The organism is Chryseobacterium sp. KCF3-3 (assembly GCF_045865955.1).
Lineage (GTDB): Bacteria > Bacteroidota > Bacteroidia > Flavobacteriales > Weeksellaceae > Chryseobacterium.
The window spans coordinates 2725741-2745101 of record NZ_AP035792.1; the positions used below are offsets into that span (position 1 = coordinate 2725741).

The window sequence follows — 19361 nt, forward strand, 5'->3', positions numbered from 1 at the left end:
TCTACATGTAAAAAAAATATTTGTTTGGTGGATTTTCAATGTCTTTAGGGAAATACTGGATTATTTCACCAACTTTTCTCGAGAATTGGATGGTAATTGGTAATCCATCACAATAGCTGCAATTGTTGAAATTCATCTTCGTTAATGCCAAAATCTCTTTGCAAATATCCACTATTGGTGTTTCTCCAATGTTTTCGATAGATAATGGCATAGGAACATAAGCACCTGGATAGGTGTCATAATATGGAATAAATCCATTAGTATATAGATAAGCCTTTTCATTAGTAACTTTTAAAAGCGTACCACGTAATACAGGATAGTCACTATTTCTTAAAAGTCTTAATTGTGAACTTTTAATAGTAACCAAATCATATTCAACATTATCTCCAAGCACTTCTTTTATTCCATCTATAATACCATCGAGTTCATTATACTCAGAATTAATGTAAGCATCCCAAAAATCTGAGGTTTTATGTATTACAACTCTCTTTGGGGTATGCTTATTTATGAGTTTGTATTGATTTAGAACGTTTATGATTAGCTCTTTTGCATAATCATATTTAAGGTGTGGAGTGCTAACTCTTGTTTTTTCACTTCTCCATTCAAATTGTTTACCAGTAAAAACTAATCCCTTACCATCTTTATTAAATGCTTGAGCTATACTTGACCTCAAATGATTGTTTCCATTTTCATTAATTTTGTGAAAACTTATACCTAAATAGCAAGTGTCTGCATCTATATCCTTTATTGTCCATGGTGTACAATTTGCAGTTTTATAGTATTGAGCTACACAATAGTTCCATGCAATCATTGATAAGTCTTGTAAACTTTTTTTAGTGCCATCAATTGTTTCCTCTAATATTATCTGAATAGGTATGTTTTTATCTGTAGCTAATATGTCAGCCTTTACTTTTCTTCTTAGATTATGGAAGACATTCCCTAATGTAAATGCTCCAATTTTCTTGAAAACATCTTTACCAATTAATACTATAATTATATCAGGTCTTCCTGTAGAATTTTCTATTAGTTCCAGGTAGCATTTAGTATATAATTCGGAAATTTCGATAAGTTTTTGAATCTGCTTTTTATCAGAGTCTAAAATTTCTGTAATATTTTTTGAATTAATAACATAGTCATCACCATCATTTAGAAACTCACATTGAAAACATGAATCAGAATTAAAGCCAGGAAAATCGGGATTTGCTTTCTTATTTATAATATCACCACTGTCTAAATCTTCAATATAATTTCCTTCAAAATCTTCTTCTCCGAAAAAGGATTCAATTTCTAAGCTTTCATCATCGCTATCATCAGTATTAACCTTCAAAGAGCTTAACTTATAATTAATAGTAGATTCTATTGGATTACTAAATTTTTCAATCCAATTTTTATAATCACTAATTTGTTTTTTAGTTCCAATTACAGAATATTGTATTTGCGATTTATGTGATTTATTACTTATAGAATAAAATCCCATAGCTTCAATACCTTTTTTGGGGTCTTCACATAAAAAATCTTCTGCAAATTCAATTAGTGGTTCTTTTAAGTATTGTATCTCCATCAGTCAAATAATGATAATTGTTGCGTTTCTTCATCAAAAACCTTTTTAGGGTTCAGTTCTCTAATTCCAAAATTTACATCAAAAAATTTCCTTTTAAATCCGATTTCTTCAAAACCATCAGTGGATTTCCAATAATTACCACCTAAATAATTTGTGAGTGAAGTAATGTGGTTATTATAATGTGCATTTCTCTCCGAAACTTTAATTTGATTATTGAGTCTTGTAATTCTTTTTGGATTGTCCAGTGGTATTTTACCATCCTGCGAATAATGATATTTAGGTTCTATTATTAACACTAAAAAATTATCAAACCATTCATACTTTATTTGAAAACCAATATGTTTGAAAAAGAAGGTGTCAAAGTAATAGTACTTGCTTACAACACTTCTTTGATAACGCTTACCTTTACTTGAATATGAAATTTGCTCATAAACTTCTGTTGATTTATTCTCAGACTTAACTTTAGTTTTTAAAGGTTTTTTATTTATTAGCGAGAAATAAAATCTGTTGTGCTCTTTATAATAGCTAATCCTCTTTTTGTAAAAAAAGTTTTTAAGATGGGAGTTAATAATTTCTATAATGATATTTCTATGATCTTTCTTTGATTGAATAAATTTTAAAGGAAGATTAGTTTCAATTGCCTTTCTATTTTTAAGAATTTTATCGAGAATAGTTGGTGATATTATTTTTAAATCTGTGAAAGTGTAAAGAAAATTTGATTTGATAGTAAATTTAGGAAAATCAATTCCTTCGTCATTTAAAATCTCATAAATAGCTTTATTGTTTTTAAACTTGCAGTCATATTTATAAATAAACTTTGGGAAGTCTATTGTGAAGATATTTGTAAATATTTTTTCTTTTACTCCAAATTGAATTCTATCAACAAAATTCTGATTAATAGTTTCATTGAAATTTGATTGTTTTTCAATTAATAGATTTGTTTTCTTATCAAAGGTAATTTTAACATTAGTCTTACTTGATGCTAAAGTCTTATCTATTGTTTTAGCAAATAACTTATCTTCTTTTTCAATATATACAACCAAAATTACAGGCAGTAAGTGCTTATTCCAATATTCAATGTCATTAGAGCTTGCTATAAATTTAAAAGAATCTGGCTTGTCTTCTGTTATATAGCTTCCACCATTAACTGTTGATTTCAACTGAATCTTTAAAATTTGTCCTGTTGCTTCAATTTTATTATCATTATTAATTGAGCTTAATTCTACTTCACCATCAATACCAAAATCATTTTTTGATTCTTCTCTAAAAATTAAGTACGGAGAATGATTGACACAAAAGGAAGCAAATTTGACAACTCCCTTTTCCCCTGTTATATGTTGAGGGCTGATTATTTTAGCCATTAGTTATGTTTATTGCTAATTTACAGAATTTTCCATAAAAATTTTTTTTTAAAAAAAATATTCATTCATAAACTCCCTTGCTAAACAGCCCCCACCCATCTTCAGGAAAAGAAGATTCCCCGCACCTTTATAAGAAAACAAAAATTTTGCAGGAACAATTATAAATTCAAGTTGAAAGCTGGGTTTGTTTGTGCTGGAAATTTCAATTCATGTGGTGTTATTTCTAACTCAAAATCAAAAACAATGGTAAGAATTATCAATTACAAAAGAAGAGTAGCAGAGAACAAGGAGTTCTTTGTACTTGAAGTTTCAGGAGGTATTGAAATGGTATTAAGCAAAACTACAGGAATGTATTATGCCACCTCTAAGAAAGCTACAATTACCTCTACATTCGATGAAGAAACCTGTAAATCTTTAATTGGCTCAGAATTTCCTGGTTCAATTGTAAAGGAAGAATGTGAATCTTATGAATACACTATTCAAGACACAGGAGAAATCATTACGCTATCTCACAGGTATGTTTACAGAGCAGAAGAACTAACTACTTCCAAAGTATATTCAGCTCCAGGTAGCTTATCAATGGCTGATTAAATTTCCTAAAATGTCCAAATTTTACTGTAGAATCTTATATAGGTTCAGGTAAAATCTGGACATTTTATTTTTAGCTGCACAAAATTTCCTTTTATATAATATAGTGTAAGGAAAAAATGTGCAGGAGAATTTAATACTTCACCTGGAAATAAATATTTGGAATCCAGGTGAAAAGCGAAGGCATTCACAATTATTCGTTTGTTATTTGAGTTTTACCTGGAAATATAAAATGTTATTTAGTTTCAGGTGAATGCAACAGCTTGCATACCGTTTTAAACCGTTTACAAGTTACTTGGAGATAAAAGATTTACTTATATGCTTTCTTACTCAACATTATCAGAATAACAACTATTTCCCTTATCCAGGTGTTATGTAGAGATAGTTATAAATAGCCAAAACTTATTCAGGTAAAGTTTTGAACTTAAGAATCTCAAAGGTCTCAATTTCTAACTTTTGAGCAATAATGTGCAATGTATATGCAGTGGGGTTTGTATTCCCAGCTTCTAACCTGGACATATTAGACTTTTCAAAGTTGCATAAAGCAGCCAATTCAACTTGAGAAATGTTTTTCTTTTCTCTAAGCTGTTTTATACGCTTTCCTATTGCAACTTGATACTCTTTTTTATCCACTTTGGCTGAATTAAACAATAATTAGAATACACTTTAACTACTGAAAACCGTAAGGAAATGTGATAAACTCTAACTCTATTTGTTTATTAATATTAATAGCCAAAAGTGGTCATAAATGATAATTATATGGTTATCATAAATGATACATTTACTATATTTGAAAAACTTTAATAACTACATATTATGAAACGTATTTATATTCTATTTCTAATCTTATTTTCAATTTTATCATTTCAATTCTGCTATTCACAACAAGATATTACGATTGATACACAGTATAGAATTAAGCCAGATAGGGGTGTTGCTAAAGAAAACTATTATTTTGGATTTTTCCCTTCTGATGGTGTTCTCTACACGAATGATAAAGATTTAAGTATTCAAAAACAATATTATATAAAGTTTAAGAATACCTTTTACGACAATGCTAATTTGTTTAATGTTGCTTATACAACAGATGCTGTACAACACACATTAAAAAAGAGACCAAATTCAGAGTTGGGAGCATTTTCAATTATTTATGACGAGAAAAATGGACATGTGGTTGGAGTTAGGGTTGTTACACAAGATTCAAGTGAAATCTATTTAACGGAATTTGGGGCAAAACTTTTTAGATAAAATATAGCTTCATGATTATCTTATTGAAACTACTAATAGGTTTAACTATAACGCTGATTGTTATATGGCTGAGAATACTTGAAGTAAGTGAAAACAAAAGAAAGTTAATTAATCTTTACAGCTATGTACTTATTTTTGGAGGGCTTATAGGAATTAGCTCTATCCCGGATAATGATTACGAAGATGGAACTTACTGTGCAGAAATTCATTACTATAATCCAGAAACCGAGACTGAATCTAAATATTTTTTACCAGTTTTTGTCAATGGTGGCAAATTAGTTAAGCTACAATGGTCAAATGGTGGATGGTTAGATGGATCTCATTTTAAAGCGCCAAATATTTCAGATGGAACAGCCACATTTACTTCTGATAGTGGTTATGAATATGAAGTTGAATTATTAAACAGTAAAAGCAAATGTAACTGAATGAAACTAAATATTATAAATTCTCTAAATAATCTAAAACAGCTTAACGACAATCCTTTTACATTACAAAAGATTGCTTATTGGCTGTATGAATACAACGATTTATACAAGGAAGTTAAAAATTATTCTGAGATTCTTTGTGAGCAATGTCAGCGATGGAAAGCTAATGGTTTGCCTTATGACTGTTTACAAGAAGCTGAGTATTGTACTAAGAGATATAGGTATTTTACGAACTTCTACGAAGAAGTTGAATATGGTATTAAAATTCAGGAATTAGATACAGTTTGTAAAGTTGCACTTGAAGAATACAATACTTGTAGTAATAATGATGCGCTCCTAAAAGATTGGTTAATGAAGTACTTTGATATTGGTTACAACAAACTGACTATTTTCTATTATGACCATTTGGATTATAGTGTTAATGATGATGAGGTAGTTCATCCTCATTTTGGGAACTCGCCAATTGGAGAGTTTGGAGTTTGTATTGACAGGAGATATTATAAGAACCTTATTGAATTTGATGATGTATTTAAAATGCTATTTTATGAGAGAAAAATATATCCAGAAAAACTAAAAGAAATAGAAGAGGAAATGCAGAATATAGCTATACCTATGATTCCAATTCCTAAAATTGATTAACAGCCACCTAAGAGGTGGTTTTTTTATACCCTTACATTAATGAAAAACAATATTTATGATTACTTAATTTTTAAACTTGACAGTGAATATACAGAATACGAATTTGATTTAATTTCTATTCCGCCTTATGAATTTATTGAGAATGGATTATCATTAGAACCCTATGAATATTTTGGTCAAATACATGAAGTTTTAGAGTTAAGAATAAAACACATTCTTCTGTATTTTAATGCTGATGTATTGATGAGAGTAGAGTTCCTATATCCAGGTGACATTTTAGATTTTTTAAAACAGAAATTAGAAGAGATGCAGGATATTGAGTTACCAGAATATATGATGTTGATTCTGAGAAAAGATAAGAAATTCTCTGTATTGATGTATCAGAATAAACTATTACAAAACAATTTAAACTAAAGAAATGAATAATATTATATCAGAAGTTTCTGAAATCCAGGTATCTTACAAACCTAACAAAATTGTAAATTCAAAGATTACGACAAGCTTTGATGCTGTTCAAATTATAAGAAAGTTTTGGAATGAAGAAACAATACAAATGCAGGAAGAAACAAAAATATTATTTATGGATTCTTCAAATACAGTAATTGGAGTTTATAGTTTATCTAAAGGTGGGCTTACAGGAACTTTAGTTGATATTAGATTGATTTTATCAGTAGCTTTGAAATGTTTAGCTACAGGGATTATCTTTGTTCATAATCATCCAAGTGGTAATCTTAATCCAAGTAATGCAGACTTATCAATTATGAACAAGCTAAAGACAGCTTGTAAACTCTTAGATATTGCTCTTCTTGACAGTATCATTATTACAAAGGAAAGCTATATGAGTTTTACAGATGAAGTATTATTGTAGTTCAAATAGAGCATAAAAGGCATAATTTTAGGCATACTTACAAATAGTAGATATTGATGATATTTTTGTAAACATATTTAGCTCAGTTGGTTAGAGACAGGGATTTATAATCCCAGTGTCCCTGGTTCGAGCCCAGGTGGGACCACAGAAAATCAACCGCTTACGAAATGTGAGCGGTTTTTTTATTTTTCATAAAATTCAAATTTATTTTTTTAGAGAATGAGCTCTGTTTGTTTTATAAAGACGGAATAAGTGATCATAAACTACCATCTCAAATAATCTTTGATGGGAAATAAACAATCGGTTAATGTGCATATGAAAAATACTTTTGAAGAAATCTTTTGGTTTTATTTTTAATACATTATTGCTTTCCAATTTTGAAAGTTCTTCAGGCTTTAATGTAAGTTCAGTGATATTACTTTTTATTAAATCTCTGATTTCTTCATATTCCTCAGAGGTAATAAATTCAAAGTAATGAGGATAAAACTCATTATACTTTTTCTTTAACTGATCATTTAAGTTCTTATCTGCATTAAATTCTGATTTGAATACACTTTCAGAATCCTTTGCAAACTCTATTTTATGTTCAAGAGATAGGTTGAATGCTGATAAAATTTGATCTATATAAAATAAAGAAGTAATGATCTTTTCTTCATCACTGTATTCCAGGAAGTTTAAAATCAATTGGCTGCTTTTAAAAAAGAGGTTTTCCGCGTATTCTATCGTGTTTTCACCATAACGCTCAAGTTCTCTTGAGTAGGTATCCATAATGATAGAAGAGACTTCTCCTGATTCCAGATAGTCCTTAAATAAGGAATTGATCATTCCCAAGATAATGCTATGGTCAGTTATATTTTTAAGGTTTAATCTTATCCTCAGGTGGGGTTTAGGATCGTTATATCGTATAAAAAACCACTGATAAATAAGGTTTTGAGTTTGTAATTGTTCAACTAGTGGCTCTATAACTTCCTGTAAAATACTATCTGAAGTTTTGATCCCGGTGTAAACTTTCAAATAAAGCCATTCACTTCCCGGATGAAATTTTCTGGTTATCATCTTATTTATAGATCTTTATAAAGAGAGAAAACGAATTGATGAATATAATCTGACTGATCATTGTACAGGAACTCCTCAATAAAAATTGTTTTCTCATTTTTTACGGATGATAAAAACATTTGCATTAAATCGTAATTTTTCAGATTGACCGCCAGTGTATTATCTCCTTTTACCCACTGTATCCATTGTGGAATTTGTTTTAGTTTTCTCCACTCTTCAATGTTTTGAAACAGAAGATCTCTTTTACCAGATTGAAGAATGGAATTAAAATAATGAATTTGTTCAGGATCAATTTTCCACTGTGCTTTAGACAGAATGATATTTTGATATTCAACTCTTGGCAGGAAGTCATAGATTTGGGATAAACCACCCCAGCTAAACGATAAATTAGGTTTTACATTCTGATTATTATAATCGCATAAAAAATGGTAAACAGGTAAAGAGTTGTTTAAATAATTATGGGCATTCGTAAGATGAGGAATAATTTCTTTATTGTGCTTCTTTGACCTTAGAAATAACCGGCTATTCTTTATGGACAGGTACAAGTCTTCCACAAGAATTTGATTGTCTTTTTCTAATACAGAGCTCGCCAGATAAGGGATTTCATATTCTCTTAGCGAAGGCCTTCTGATCACATTTCCAATTCTGGATTCGGGTAAGTGTACAATTTCTGCTAAAATTTTGTCCGGATTAAGTTCCTGTTCTTTTTCAGCAATAGTTTTTACTAAATCTTTTATAGATGATTTTTCTGAGCAGAATCTACCCAATAACTTTCCAGCATTTCCACCTACAGATTTTAAAAATAATTTTTCCTGCTGATTTTCTGAAATAATTTCAGACATAACGGACAATGTATCTGGTAGTTGATTCCATTGTTCCTCAAAACCATTAAAATCATCATCAGTTAAATGTATTATATGATCTTTATTCCAATAAGCTTTTTGTAATTTCTGGTTGAGAATAATTTGTATTGGATTAAGATTTACCTGAATTTCTTTTTTCTGATTAGAATACGGTAGGATTAAATCTTCAATATAAGGATGAACTCCTTTGGCCGGGATATCTTGTAAATAACCAATTCCTATTTCCGGATCTAAAGCATAAGATAAAGGAACTTCTTCGTTGTCAAATCTTTCATGAAAAGCTTTTTTGAATTTTTCTAAAGCAGATTTTTTGTAAGGAACAGCAATTTTATTCAGAAAGGATATTCCTTTCTTCAGTTCCTTTTTCCATTGATAGGATAAATTTGTTTCATCTTCAAAATAAAGATCTGTCTGAAAAAGATATTTTTTTTCATATTGTACATTCAGCTTTTTGATGAATTCCTCAATTTCAGAATATGGTTCTGCTGTATTTTCAAAATGGAAATCAAGTTCACTGATCTTGTTTTTAATAGTCTTTAAAATATCTTTTTCCTGATGTCTGCCAATTTTGTTTAGCATGTAAATTAATCGTTCCAGAAAATCTCCTCCCGAAACTGTTGGATTAATTTCACTTATTAAAACCTGATTTCCGATAAGCTCATCAATAAATTCCCGTGCTTCTTCAAAAGATATATCTTCATGAACGAGAGAGGTGGCAAGCTGGTCAATTGTTTTACCTGTTTCTGAAAATTGTAGTATAAGTTCTAACTCTTTGGAAAATAGAGCAGAAGAAATTATGTAATCTCTTTTTCCTCCTGTATTTTCATATTCTACAAAGCGAATTTTATTTCCAACCTTATGAATACTGTTGTTAGGAAAAAAAGAGATACTATTTTTAACGGATGGAATTAAAAGAATCTGCTCTGATAGTGCCACTAAAAAATGCATATCCAGCTTTGTATCTCTTACTTTTGTTTGCTCTGAGAATATCGGAAATAGAGTCTCTTTTTCAAATTTTCCTGTACTTACTCCTGAAAATAAACCAAATGGAGTACAGCGGGTACTTGAGCGGTTGTAATATTTTAATAATGATTTTTTTGTTCTTTTGTTTAAGGTTTGATAGTCTATTAGACCACTGTCTTTAGATTTTTCTATCTCCTGATACAAAGAAAGAGAAGCTAAATAAATGGCTTCTCTGAAAATAGGATTACTAAAATTTTTATCAAAGGTGCTTTTATCGCCCCAATTATTTTTTAAATCTTTGTATGAAAAAAGTGGTGATCTGACAACAAATGTGTCAAAAAACTGAAATGGAAAACGTGGCATTAATTAAGGGAAATAGGGATTTCTATAAAGCTGTTGTTGTAAAATTTTATTTCCAGAGGAACTGCAGCATCCTTGATGGTTTCTTCGCTCACATCTTTTCCAGTTCCATAGTTGATCTGCATAAGTGGATTTTTTATAACTCCCAAGGCCAAGACCAGTGTACTGCCTTTTGCTATTTTTTTGCTTACAAATTCGTTGTTGACAGCAGTTATATCCGTTTCTTTGTTTTCACGCAACAATTTTCTTTTCTCTGAACTTTTAGCATAGCTTGCTCTTCCATAATAGGTGGATAACAGAAAATATTTCCCCTCTTTGGTCTTTTCATAGAGTTTCATATATACATCAACATCTTTTTTATTGACAGATAATTTCAGATTACCCACAAAATTTCCTGTAAATTCCACCGGTTTTTCAAATGGCTCTGATGAAAATATAACAGCGTTTGGACTGTAAATTTTACTATCCAGCACGTTATCTTTTTGCTTAAAGAGTTCATCTGCATTGGTACGGTCTTTTAAATCTACCGTAAGTGGTGTGAAGTCTTTATCAGTATCTTTTGCCAGAGAAAGCTGATGTTGGCTTGTGATATAGTATTTTAATTTATTTTTATCAAAATCATCAATGTTAGAAGTACTTTTCCATTCATTGGTTCCCATTACCTGATAATTAATTTTATCTTTTAAGAAAGCTGGTTTTAATTTGCCCTTCAGAATATAATCAAACCATTCCATTGTCACGTTTCCGAGATCAATATTGGCTGAAGGATCAATAGCATACCCTTTTAAATTACTTTTAATATAACCTTGAGCTCCTGAATGATCATACGGGCCAATAATGACATAGTGATCGGCGTTTTTGTTATATTTAGAATGGTTTCTTAAATAATATAATGCTCCCAGCTGATCAGAATCATAATATCCTGTAATGGTTAATACCGGGATGTTTATATTAGAATATTCCTTTTTGTAAGGAATCATTTTCTGCCAATAGCTGTCAAATGCCGGATGCTTTAACCAGCGCTGAAATATGATATTTTTTTTACCAGCAATAGAATCTAGCTTGTTAAATGCCTCACCACCTTCATACCATTTTTTAAAAACAGAATTCCATTGATCTTCATCTTTAAAACCTGCATCAAGCATTTTATTGTTGGTAACGTAGTTGATCCAACGAAGAGAATAGGATGAAAAGATGTTATTGTTCATTGGGAAATCTACAACGCCAATTCCTACAGAGGCCTGTGGAATAATAGTTTTTAGAGCTGGATGAATATTTTTAGCGGCTGCCCATTGGCTGAATCCCAGATAACTGCCTCCGATCATTCCTACTTTGCCATTGCTCCATGGCTGTTTTATAATCCAGTCAATGGCCTTATTAATATCTTCCTGTTCATGTTCAAAAGGTTCTATGGCAGCGTTGCTCGTATATTTTCCTCTGGGATATATGTAAACAGAATGATAACCATAGCTTGCCTGTACTTTTTGATCATTGACATCTTCCGGATCAGGATAGATGGAATTGACCAGGATAGTAGATTCTGGATTAGTTATTTTTTTATTTAAAACAACTCTTATACTTATTTCATTATTGATTAATAAACTGTCTTTTACCTCGAAGTTCCTGGAGTCGAATTCTTTTAAATAATTTTTAGCGATATCAAATGTAGGAAGTGTTATATATGAGTTATAACTTCTGCACAGCAGTAAAGCTTTTTTCAGATCTACGCTGTCCTTATTCTCAAAATCATTTTTAAGTGTTGCCAGAATTTCCTTTTTTGTTTTCTCAATATCACCATTGAAATAACGTGGAAGTATTATCTGTGTTTTTATAGGCAGACTTTCGTATTTTTTCAGGAATTCTTCTTTATATTTTTCCTGAAAATTTTTGTATGAATTTTTATTTTTTTGAGCATTTATGTAAATTTCATACTGTGTTCCCATAGCGTATGAAATAATGGGATTACTTTTTCTGTAAACACTGCGTACTGAATCTAGCTGACTTAAAGCAATATCATAGTTTTGTGCTGCCATACTTACTCGGAAAAGATTATCATACTTTACTGCTTTGTCTTTTTCTTTATAATTCTTTTGTATTTCAGAATTTAAATAAAAAATCAAAGGCTGCAGTTTTTCAATATTGTATTCATTAAAATGCTTAATACTTATTTTCTGAGAAAAACTAATATTGAATGTAAGAAGAAAAGATAGGGCTAACAGGTACTTCATAAAATAGAAAATCAGTAATTTTTCTCAAAATTACTGATAAAATGTTGAAATTGTTATTAATTTTTTACTGTCACATCTAGAGTATCTAATGTTTTGTCTAATACAGTATCATTACCATCATTCAAAAGTATTTGATTACCTCCTCCAGAGCTAATCCCTCCTTTTATCTTAGACATTTGAACTTTGTTTAAGGATAATTTTTTTTCTGTTTTTTTAATTTTTTTCACGACTAAAGTAATTTTAAGATTTTTAAATAAATTGAAGTACAAAGGAAATTCTATTCCTGTAAATGAAGAATTTATATATACCGGAATTGATAAATTTCGATAATATTTAATCTTAATTATTTGATTTTAAGTAATTTGTGATTTTGTTTTAATTGAGTGCTTTTATATAATAAGAAGGAAGTGTTCCTGTTATTTTTTTGAAGGCATTCGTGAAAGATTCAGCATTGTTGTAACCAATGTCATCAGCAATAGCAGCAATAGTATGCTTTCTTATTTTTTCATTAGATTTTAATTCTTCCACAATATAGTTGATCCTAAGCTCATTCAGATATTGGGAAAAGTTTTTACCCTTTAGTTCATTGACTAGCTTGGAGAGATAATCTCTGTTGGTATCAAATTCTTTTGACAGAGAATCTAAAGTAATATTTTTATTGAGAAAACTATTAGTCTTTTCAAACTGTTCTATTTTATCAATGAGTATTTTAAATTTTGGATTAGAAGAAAGGTCACTTTTCGTAGCTTTTTCCTTTCTTTCAATGATCGTGGAAGGATTATCTGTAATGGGAGTTTCATTCTTTTGCTCTTTTTCCAACACAGGGGTAATCAAAGGTTTTTCTGATAATACTTTTGCCTGCTTTTCGTATTCTTTTATTTTCTTCCTGTTTTTCCTGATGACGAATATGAAAACCAAAGTAATCAGAAGCAAACACGCTATCAGCCAGGCATTCTGATGGTTCAGTTTTTCAATTACACTTACCTTTTCTTTCATAAGCAAAGGCGTGTCATATTTTTTCAGAATTTCTTTTGAAAGATTTTTGCGGTTTTCAGCTATTATACTGTCGCTATGTATTAGATTGTCAATGTATTTTAGTTGGTTTTTTAAATCGCCTTTCTTTTTATAAAAATCTATCAGAATTTCATATCCATCTCTTTTTATAGGTTCAAAACTGTTGAAAGTAAAAGAAATGGAATCTGCTTTTTTAAAGAATTCTATAGCTTCGTTTTCACTTCGGGTTGCATGTTTTATTTTTCCCAGATAGTAATATAAAACTCCGAGATTGCTATAATCTTTATTATTTATCAATCCTTTTTGTACTTCTAGCAGGATTTTATAAGAAAGCGAATAATCTTTTAGATAAAAGAGGTTAATCCCTTTTATCATAAGGAGATAGCTGTAATAAGAATAATTATTGTATTTCTTGCATTCTGCAAGCCCCAAATCTGCAAATTCAATACCTTTTTTATAATCCTTACATTTAGTATAAATATTAGCTAAAGAAAAAATAGAAGCAATATAGTTTTTCGCATCTACATTGTTGGTTCTTATTTTATCTTTTTCATAACCATAGTATTTCAAAAAAAGAGGGAGGGCTTCCTGATATTCTTCTGTAGCTGTTTTTAGGATGGCAATAAGCTTGTTTATATAAAAAAACTGTTCTTTATTTTCAGCCCTGTTGTGATTAATAGCTCTAGTATATTCATCTAAAGCTTCTTTGTATTTCCCTTCATTGTTGAATAAAATACCTTTTAATATATAAGATTTTGCTGGGTAATCGAAGTTATTAACGTTTTTTGATGCAGAGATGAGTGAATCTGCAAATGGATGTCCGTTTTCATTCTTCAGATTTTTTACCCGGGCTATATTATAATATCCATCAAACAGGATGTCCCTGTTATTTTCTTTCTTTCCTTTTAATAGAATGTAATTGGCTAAAAGCTCAGCTTTATCATTGTCAACCTGGAATACTTTATTGTAAGCATCATTAATATACTTATAACTTTTATTCTTTAACGAGTCTGGAATGTTTAGTCCCTTTATGCTTTGAGAAAAGAAAAAAACAGGAAAAACAGTTAAAATAATTAAATGAAACTTCTTCATATTTCTAAATACCCTGCAAATTTATGAATTATCATCGAATTTTCATCATGGAAGTATAAGTGTTTGTTTATCAGTTATGTGTTGGTCTCTTTGAATCGTGAATTTGTAAATTTTTGGAAAAGGATATACCGATATTGATCAATCTCGGATTAATAATCTTGTAGGCCTTAGGTATAATCATGATGTTTGCATCAGAAATATTGAAAGTAAATGAGGAAAATATTAATATGTGTAAGTGTTCTGTTTCCGTTGTTGGGTTTCTCTCAAGAGAAGAAAGATTCTATTAAAACAGTTATAGAAAAACAAATTGCAGAAATAAAAGTGAATGGTAAAAAACCTTTTTTTGAACAAAAGGATGACCGTTTTGTTTTTAATGTTGAAAATAGCGATTTAGTTGTAGGAAACCACATATCCGAAGTTCTTTCTCAAACACCATTGCTAAAAGTAGATGATAATAAAATAACTCTTTTGGGAACGAACGCCTCTGTTTACATCAATGACAGAAAATCAATTCTGAAAGGAAAAGATTTAATACAATATCTTAATGCTATGCCGGCTTCTAATCTGGTAAAGATAGAGCTGATTACCAATCCCTCCTCAAAATATGATCTGGAGGATGCAATGATTATTAATCTGAAGCTGAAGAAACTGGAAACAGATGGTCTGAAAGGAAGTTTTACTATTACAGATAAACAAAACAGAAAAAACAGTCAGCAGGCAAATATTGCTTTAAATTATCATAAAAACAGATTTTCAAATAATACCATGTTGTTTGTTGAAAATAATAATGACCTGCAAAGAAATAGTATTGATAATTATAGCTCGAAATTCAGTAGAAATCAGATTATAGGAAGTACGCTGATTAAAGAAACCAATTTTGGAGGAAATACAGGTTTTGATTACGAGCTTAATGAGAAAAGCAGCATAGGAGGGATTCTGGAATATTATCACAAAACACCTGAATCTTCCCTTGAAAACAGGAATATTTATTATGATACTACAGGAGGAATTTTTGAAAACAGAACGGTAAATACACAAAATGATAAGCTGAATCTTTTCGGAGGAAATATTTATTACAGCTTTAATGATGATAAAAAAGCCAAAAGACTAGATATCAACTTTGATTATTATACTCATCACAGAGATAATACGACAGAGTTTTTCAATTTGACAAATCCGTATACTAATTTAATATATAATGATTACCAGAAGGACAATTATACGGTAAGAGTAGATTATTCCAAGACTTTTGAAAAATTAAAACTTAGTTTTGAAGCAGGAGGGAAGCTTAACTGGCTTTCTACAGATAACCCCTATGCTTATTACAACGCAGATGGTACATTGAATACATTATTTTCTAATAATTTCATGTATCATGAAAATATCAACGCGTTATATACTAATGTTAAGAAAAAAATCTTTTCTGTTCTGGACGTCAACTTAGGGGTACGTTATGAAAACACAAACATCAACGCAAAACAAAATACAGTTAGCGAGAACTTCTCCAGAAGTTACAACAATATTGTACCCAGTATCAACCTTTCTTATATGATCAATAAGAACAACAGAGTTTCTTTGGGATACAGAACTGCATTATGGAGACCTTATGTGGATGATTTGAACCCATTTATTTATAAGAATAATGAAACCTGGTGGGAAACCGGAAATCCTGACCTTAATGTGGCAAAGATGTATTTATTTAATGCGAGCTACAGCATAAAAAGAACTTGGGTGTTTGTAAGTAATTTCGGAATTGTGAAAAATCCTATTCTTCCTTATACAGAGGTTGTAGATAATGTTTCTATTACAAGGCCCAAAAACTTTGAAGGTAATGTAAAGCGTCTTTATGTGGGATTGAACTATAATAAACCATTGTTTGAAAACAAATGGATGTTTAATCTTTCAACAGGAATGTATTATATCAATAATGCAGATATCTATGATGTTCATCCTAGTTCTTGGTATAATAACTCTTCCGTTACAATTAGTGGAAATAATCTTTGGAATAAAGGCTGGAACATAAGCTATAACTTTGGTTATACCTCTCCATATACATTAGTTAATAAGAAAAACGGTTATTTTATCAATAATCAGCTTGAGGTTTCAAAGAGTTATAAAGATTTTAAATTCAAGCTTTCTGTAAAAGATATGTTGAATCTTTCAAACTCCCGTAATACACTATATAATAATGACGGATATATTGAAACCCTTTCACAATCTAATTTAAGATCCATATCACTCAGCATATCCAAAACATTTGGAAACAACAAGGTAAAAAAGGTGAATACCGGCGATATAGACAAGGGTAGAACTCAAAACGAAAATCCCCGATTATAATCCTGTTTCTTTACTGAAAAACTAATACGCTAAAGGATAAAACTAATAACCATGAAAAACAAAAAACTTGAAGAGTTATCCAAAAAGATAACTCAGGGTAAGCTCAAAAAACTACAAAAACATGAAGTTCTCACTATCTACGCAGGGAAAGACTTTACTGTAGATGATTGCATTAGACATCCCGATTGTAATTCTTATTGCGAAATCTGCTCAACGAATGCTCCCAATTGTTGGAGCTTTTCATAAAGACTTTATTATGAAAACCTGATTCTGGAATCAAAACTTTTCAGCAAAACTGTTAACCTTTAAAATTTATTGTGATGAAAAACAAAAAATTGTATCAAATATCAAAAAAAATTACTGAAAACAAAATCATCATGATGAAAAGAGAATCAGTAGAAATTATTAAAGGCGGTATACAAAAAGAAATAATATCAGACTGTGCATGTTTTGGTGCGAATGCATGCTGGGGATACGGAACCAGTCCATGTGCATTAAATAGTTGCTGGGCTTTCCTCGATTGATGATCTTCTTTCGAACTTGAGTAATTTTTATAGAGCTAAGATTCGTAATAAACATAAAAAACTTATTTCTATGAAAAACAAAAAGCTTGAAACGATTTCTAAAAAAATCACAAATGTCAAAATGAAAAAGCTGCAGAAAGAAGGCCTGGTATTTATTACCGGCGGCTTATTCGCTTACCATTGTAGCCAATGTACCTGTAGTGGGTGCAGGCCGGATCTGCAGACAGATCCTAATTGCTGGATCTTTTCATAAAGAAATTTGTGTTCTGTATAGCCTTGTGTGGAATTAAAACTGTTCAGGGAAATGCTAACCATGAAAATTTATTGTCATGAAAAACAAAAAATTGTTTGAATTGTCTAAAAAAATTACTGAAAACAAGTTACAGGGAATGAACGAGAATTCAGTAAAGACAATCAAAGGAGGTAAACTGCCTCTAGAACTAGCTGCAGACTGCACAAGCCAGAACAGCTGCTGGGGATTTGGAGGTACAGCTACTTGCAGTGGTAACAGCTGCTGGAGTTATAACTAATAGAACTCTGATTCCTTAAAATCATGTTCTGCAGGGTCTTGTGTGGAATTAAAACTTTACAAGAGAAAAAATTAACCTAAGATTTATTGTGATGAAAAACAAAAAATTGTTTGAATTGTCTAAAAAAATCACTGAAAATAAGCTACAAGGATTAAGCGAAAGTTCAGTAAAGACAATCAAAGGAGGTAAGTTGCCTTTAGAACTAGCAGCAACCTGTACAAGTCAGAATGACTGCTGGGGATTCGGAGGTACACAAACTTGCAGTGGTAACGAATGTTGGAGTTACAACTAAAGTAAAAAGTAGAGTAGCATTCGTGCTACTCTATTTAATATTAAAATAAAATAATTATGAAATACAAATTATCAAGATATATCCATACCATAGAAAACGAGGAAATTTTAGATGATCATGTCATTCTTTTTTCTACACGTTCCGGAACATCCATTGAAGTGAAAAAAGGGTTATATGAAAAAATATGTAATCTTGAAACCACTCAAATTCCCGAAGAAATTTTTATCAACCTGATAAAAAATGAGTTTTATGTACCTGAGTTTGAAGATGAATTAAGAGAAATTCTTTCAGACAACATCATGTCTGTTGATCATCAGGATCTGAAAACACTTTCTTATGTGATTCAGCCCTCAGGAAACTGCCAGCTGGGATGTCACTATTGCGGTCAGCTGCATACTAACAAAAGTATGTCAAAAGAAGTTTTAGATCTTACATATGACAGAATCATTACTAAAATGGAAAGTTTGTCAAACGACCTGGAACACCTGAGTATTACATGGTATGGAGGAGAGCCGTTAACAGGTCTTTCGGCTATTTCTAATTTATCTACTCGGCTAATTAACCTTTGCGAAGAGAAAAATTTAAAATATTCTTCAAGAATTATTACAAATGCTTTAAGCCTTAAATATTCTCTTTTTGAAAAACTGGTAAAAAATTACAGGGTTACAGAATATCAGATCACAATTGATGGAACTCAGGAATTCCATGATAAGAGAAGATATCTGAAAAATGGTTCTAACAGTTTTGATATTATCATTAAAAATATCAAAGAAATTGTTAATTCCGAATTATACCAAAAAGAAGCAAGTTTCAATATTAGATGTAATGTAGATAAAGAGAACAGCTACAATGTGATAGATTTTATTGATTATCTGGAAGCAGAAGGAATCCTTCAGCACGTAAGTTTCTACCTTGCTCCTATCCACGACTGGGGTGATAACAAAGCTACTATTAAAGGTGTGTCAAAAGAAGAATTTGCTGAGCTTGAAATAGAAGTTTATATGAAGCTTCTGCAATCAAAAGCAAAATTTAAAACACAGATTATTCCTGAAAGAGTTACTAAACCTTGTATGGTAGTAAGCCAGACCTCAGAAGTATTTGACGCTTTCGGAAATGTCTCCACATGTTGGGAAATTCCGTATACTCCAAAATATGACAACTCTGAATTTTATGCTGGAAACATTGTGAAAGATAAAGATGTAGACAGCAAAAATGTTGTCATGAGAAACTGGTTTAATGAAATACCGGACAACAACTCATGGTGCAAAAGCTGTAAATTCCTTCCTCTCTGTGGTGGAGCATGTCCGAAAAACTGGTATGATAATATCCCGGCGTGTCCTTCCTTCAAATTTAATATTGACGACAGAATTCTTCTTCAGAGATATATTAATGAACAAGCTGTGCTTTCTTAA

At 30.6% G+C, this 19361-nt stretch carries 19 protein-coding genes and 1 tRNA gene; 12 read left to right on the top strand and 8 right to left on the bottom strand.

The annotated features are described in order from the left end of the window. Position 1: 1 nt before the first annotated feature. Positions 2 to 1561, bottom strand: coding sequence for an argonaute/piwi family protein (locus ACKTTZ_RS12245; protein ID WP_407849033.1), 1560 nt, complete (start codon positions 1559 to 1561; stop codon positions 2 to 4). Further along, positions 1561 to 2922 (bottom strand): DUF4365 domain-containing protein, encoded by a 1362-nt coding sequence (locus ACKTTZ_RS12250; RefSeq protein ID WP_407849035.1) that lies wholly within the window; start codon positions 2920 to 2922, stop codon positions 1561 to 1563. The genes ACKTTZ_RS12245 and ACKTTZ_RS12250 overlap by 1 nt, the downstream gene beginning before the upstream one ends. Positions 2923 to 3165: 243 nt before the next feature. Between ACKTTZ_RS12250 and ACKTTZ_RS12255 the strand changes: the two genes are divergently transcribed. Next, positions 3166 to 3513 (top strand): hypothetical protein, encoded by a 348-nt coding sequence (locus tag ACKTTZ_RS12255; protein ID WP_407849037.1) that lies wholly within the window; start codon positions 3166 to 3168, stop codon positions 3511 to 3513. A 399-nt stretch (positions 3514 to 3912) separates the two neighbouring features. Here ACKTTZ_RS12255 and ACKTTZ_RS12260 read toward each other — a convergent pair whose 3' ends face one another. Then, a complete protein-coding gene (locus ACKTTZ_RS12260) occupies positions 3913 to 4143 on the bottom strand; it encodes a helix-turn-helix domain-containing protein (protein WP_072958016.1) in 231 nt (76 codons plus the stop codon). A gap of 183 nt (positions 4144 to 4326) precedes the next feature. Between ACKTTZ_RS12260 and ACKTTZ_RS12265 the strand changes: the two genes are divergently transcribed. The 6 genes from ACKTTZ_RS12265 to ACKTTZ_RS12290 all read left to right on the top strand — a co-directional run bounded on the left by ACKTTZ_RS12265 (position 4327) and on the right by ACKTTZ_RS12290 (position 6835). Beyond that, positions 4327 to 4758: a hypothetical protein gene (locus ACKTTZ_RS12265; RefSeq protein WP_407849040.1), complete on the top strand. Its 432-nt coding sequence runs from the start codon at positions 4327 to 4329 to the stop codon at positions 4756 to 4758. An 11-nt stretch (positions 4759 to 4769) separates the two neighbouring features. Continuing rightward, a complete protein-coding gene (locus ACKTTZ_RS12270; RefSeq protein WP_407849042.1) occupies positions 4770 to 5183 on the top strand; it encodes a hypothetical protein in 414 nt (137 codons plus the stop codon). Next, positions 5184 to 5822 (top strand): hypothetical protein, encoded by a 639-nt coding sequence (locus tag ACKTTZ_RS12275; protein WP_407849044.1) that lies wholly within the window; start codon positions 5184 to 5186, stop codon positions 5820 to 5822. A gap of 39 nt (positions 5823 to 5861) precedes the next feature. Then, positions 5862 to 6236, top strand: coding sequence for a hypothetical protein (locus ACKTTZ_RS12280; RefSeq protein ID WP_294307943.1), 375 nt, complete (start codon positions 5862 to 5864; stop codon positions 6234 to 6236). 4 nt (positions 6237 to 6240) lie between these two features. Continuing rightward, the gene (locus ACKTTZ_RS12285) at positions 6241 to 6690 is read left to right on the top strand and encodes a JAB domain-containing protein (RefSeq protein ID WP_407849046.1); all 450 of its coding nucleotides are present in this window, start codon (positions 6241 to 6243) and stop codon (positions 6688 to 6690) included. Between the two features lie 79 nt (positions 6691 to 6769). Continuing rightward, positions 6770 to 6835, top strand: a tRNA-Ile gene (locus ACKTTZ_RS12290). A 59-nt stretch (positions 6836 to 6894) separates the two neighbouring features. Here the strand turns inward: ACKTTZ_RS12290 and ACKTTZ_RS12295 are convergent. The 5 genes from ACKTTZ_RS12295 to ACKTTZ_RS12315 form a co-directional block, all read right to left on the bottom strand. Next, positions 6895 to 7746 (bottom strand): thiopeptide-type bacteriocin biosynthesis protein, encoded by an 852-nt coding sequence (locus tag ACKTTZ_RS12295; RefSeq protein WP_034693460.1) that lies wholly within the window; start codon positions 7744 to 7746, stop codon positions 6895 to 6897. A 5-nt stretch (positions 7747 to 7751) separates the two neighbouring features. Further along, positions 7752 to 9935 (bottom strand): lantibiotic dehydratase family protein, encoded by a 2184-nt coding sequence (locus tag ACKTTZ_RS12300; RefSeq protein WP_407849048.1) that lies wholly within the window; start codon positions 9933 to 9935, stop codon positions 7752 to 7754. Then, a complete protein-coding gene (locus ACKTTZ_RS12305; RefSeq protein WP_407849050.1) occupies positions 9935 to 12160 on the bottom strand; it encodes a CocE/NonD family hydrolase in 2226 nt (741 codons plus the stop codon). The genes ACKTTZ_RS12300 and ACKTTZ_RS12305 overlap by 1 nt, the downstream gene beginning before the upstream one ends. A gap of 56 nt (positions 12161 to 12216) precedes the next feature. Beyond that, on the bottom strand, positions 12217 to 12387 hold the full coding sequence (locus tag ACKTTZ_RS12310) for a hypothetical protein (RefSeq protein WP_156106395.1): 171 nt from the start codon (positions 12385 to 12387) through the stop codon (positions 12217 to 12219). Between the two features lie 148 nt (positions 12388 to 12535). Then, complete coding sequence (locus ACKTTZ_RS12315; RefSeq protein ID WP_034693469.1) at positions 12536 to 14266, bottom strand: helix-turn-helix transcriptional regulator; 1731 nt, start codon at positions 14264 to 14266, stop codon at positions 12536 to 12538. 210 nt (positions 14267 to 14476) lie between these two features. Between ACKTTZ_RS12315 and ACKTTZ_RS12320 the strand changes: the two genes are divergently transcribed. The 5 genes from ACKTTZ_RS12320 (at position 14477) to ACKTTZ_RS12340 (ending at position 19361) form a co-directional block, all read left to right on the top strand. Then, positions 14477 to 16603 carry an outer membrane beta-barrel family protein gene (locus ACKTTZ_RS12320; RefSeq protein ID WP_407849053.1) on the top strand — a complete coding sequence of 709 codons (2127 nt, stop codon included), beginning with the start codon at positions 14477 to 14479 and terminating at the stop codon, positions 16601 to 16603. A 320-nt stretch (positions 16604 to 16923) separates the two neighbouring features. Next, a complete protein-coding gene (locus ACKTTZ_RS12325) occupies positions 16924 to 17127 on the top strand; it encodes a hypothetical protein (RefSeq protein ID WP_034693474.1) in 204 nt (67 codons plus the stop codon). 329 nt (positions 17128 to 17456) lie between these two features. After that, positions 17457 to 17657, top strand: a complete 201-nt coding sequence (locus ACKTTZ_RS12330; protein ID WP_034693478.1) for a hypothetical protein — start codon at positions 17457 to 17459, stop codon at positions 17655 to 17657. 115 nt (positions 17658 to 17772) lie between these two features. Continuing rightward, a complete protein-coding gene (locus ACKTTZ_RS12335; protein WP_253316255.1) occupies positions 17773 to 17949 on the top strand; it encodes an ecotin in 177 nt (58 codons plus the stop codon). Positions 17950 to 18005: 56 nt separating this feature from the next. Continuing rightward, a complete protein-coding gene (locus tag ACKTTZ_RS12340; RefSeq protein ID WP_034693484.1) occupies positions 18006 to 19361 on the top strand; it encodes a radical SAM/SPASM domain-containing protein in 1356 nt (451 codons plus the stop codon).

What these genes read in the sequence shown, in the direction of transcription:
- ACKTTZ_RS12245 (WP_407849033.1), bottom strand. Translation starts at nt 1,561, where the DNA reads ATGGAGATACAATACTTAAAAGAACCACTAATTGAATTTGCAGAAGAT.
- ACKTTZ_RS12250 (WP_407849035.1), bottom strand. Translation starts at nt 2,922, where the DNA reads ATGGCTAAAATAATCAGCCCTCAACATATAACAGGGGAAAAGGGAGTT.
- ACKTTZ_RS12255 (WP_407849037.1), top strand. Translation starts at nt 3,166, where the DNA reads ATGGTAAGAATTATCAATTACAAAAGAAGAGTAGCAGAGAACAAGGAG.
- ACKTTZ_RS12265 (WP_407849040.1), top strand. Translation starts at nt 4,327, where the DNA reads ATGAAACGTATTTATATTCTATTTCTAATCTTATTTTCAATTTTATCA.
- ACKTTZ_RS12270 (WP_407849042.1), top strand. Translation starts at nt 4,770, where the DNA reads ATGATTATCTTATTGAAACTACTAATAGGTTTAACTATAACGCTGATT.
- ACKTTZ_RS12275 (WP_407849044.1), top strand. Translation starts at nt 5,184, where the DNA reads ATGAAACTAAATATTATAAATTCTCTAAATAATCTAAAACAGCTTAAC.
- ACKTTZ_RS12280 (WP_294307943.1), top strand. Translation starts at nt 5,862, where the DNA reads ATGAAAAACAATATTTATGATTACTTAATTTTTAAACTTGACAGTGAA.
- ACKTTZ_RS12285 (WP_407849046.1), top strand. Translation starts at nt 6,241, where the DNA reads ATGAATAATATTATATCAGAAGTTTCTGAAATCCAGGTATCTTACAAA.
- ACKTTZ_RS12295 (WP_034693460.1), bottom strand. Translation starts at nt 7,746, where the DNA reads ATGATAACCAGAAAATTTCATCCGGGAAGTGAATGGCTTTATTTGAAA.
- ACKTTZ_RS12300 (WP_407849048.1), bottom strand. Translation starts at nt 9,935, where the DNA reads ATGCCACGTTTTCCATTTCAGTTTTTTGACACATTTGTTGTCAGATCA.
- ACKTTZ_RS12305 (WP_407849050.1), bottom strand. Translation starts at nt 12,160, where the DNA reads ATGAAGTACCTGTTAGCCCTATCTTTTCTTCTTACATTCAATATTAGT.
- ACKTTZ_RS12315 (WP_034693469.1), bottom strand. Translation starts at nt 14,266, where the DNA reads ATGAAGAAGTTTCATTTAATTATTTTAACTGTTTTTCCTGTTTTTTTC.
- ACKTTZ_RS12320 (WP_407849053.1), top strand. Translation starts at nt 14,477, where the DNA reads ATGAGGAAAATATTAATATGTGTAAGTGTTCTGTTTCCGTTGTTGGGT.
- ACKTTZ_RS12325 (WP_034693474.1), top strand. Translation starts at nt 16,924, where the DNA reads ATGAAAAACAAAAAATTGTATCAAATATCAAAAAAAATTACTGAAAAC.
- ACKTTZ_RS12330 (WP_034693478.1), top strand. Translation starts at nt 17,457, where the DNA reads ATGAAAAACAAAAAATTGTTTGAATTGTCTAAAAAAATTACTGAAAAC.
- ACKTTZ_RS12340 (WP_034693484.1), top strand. Translation starts at nt 18,006, where the DNA reads ATGAAATACAAATTATCAAGATATATCCATACCATAGAAAACGAGGAA.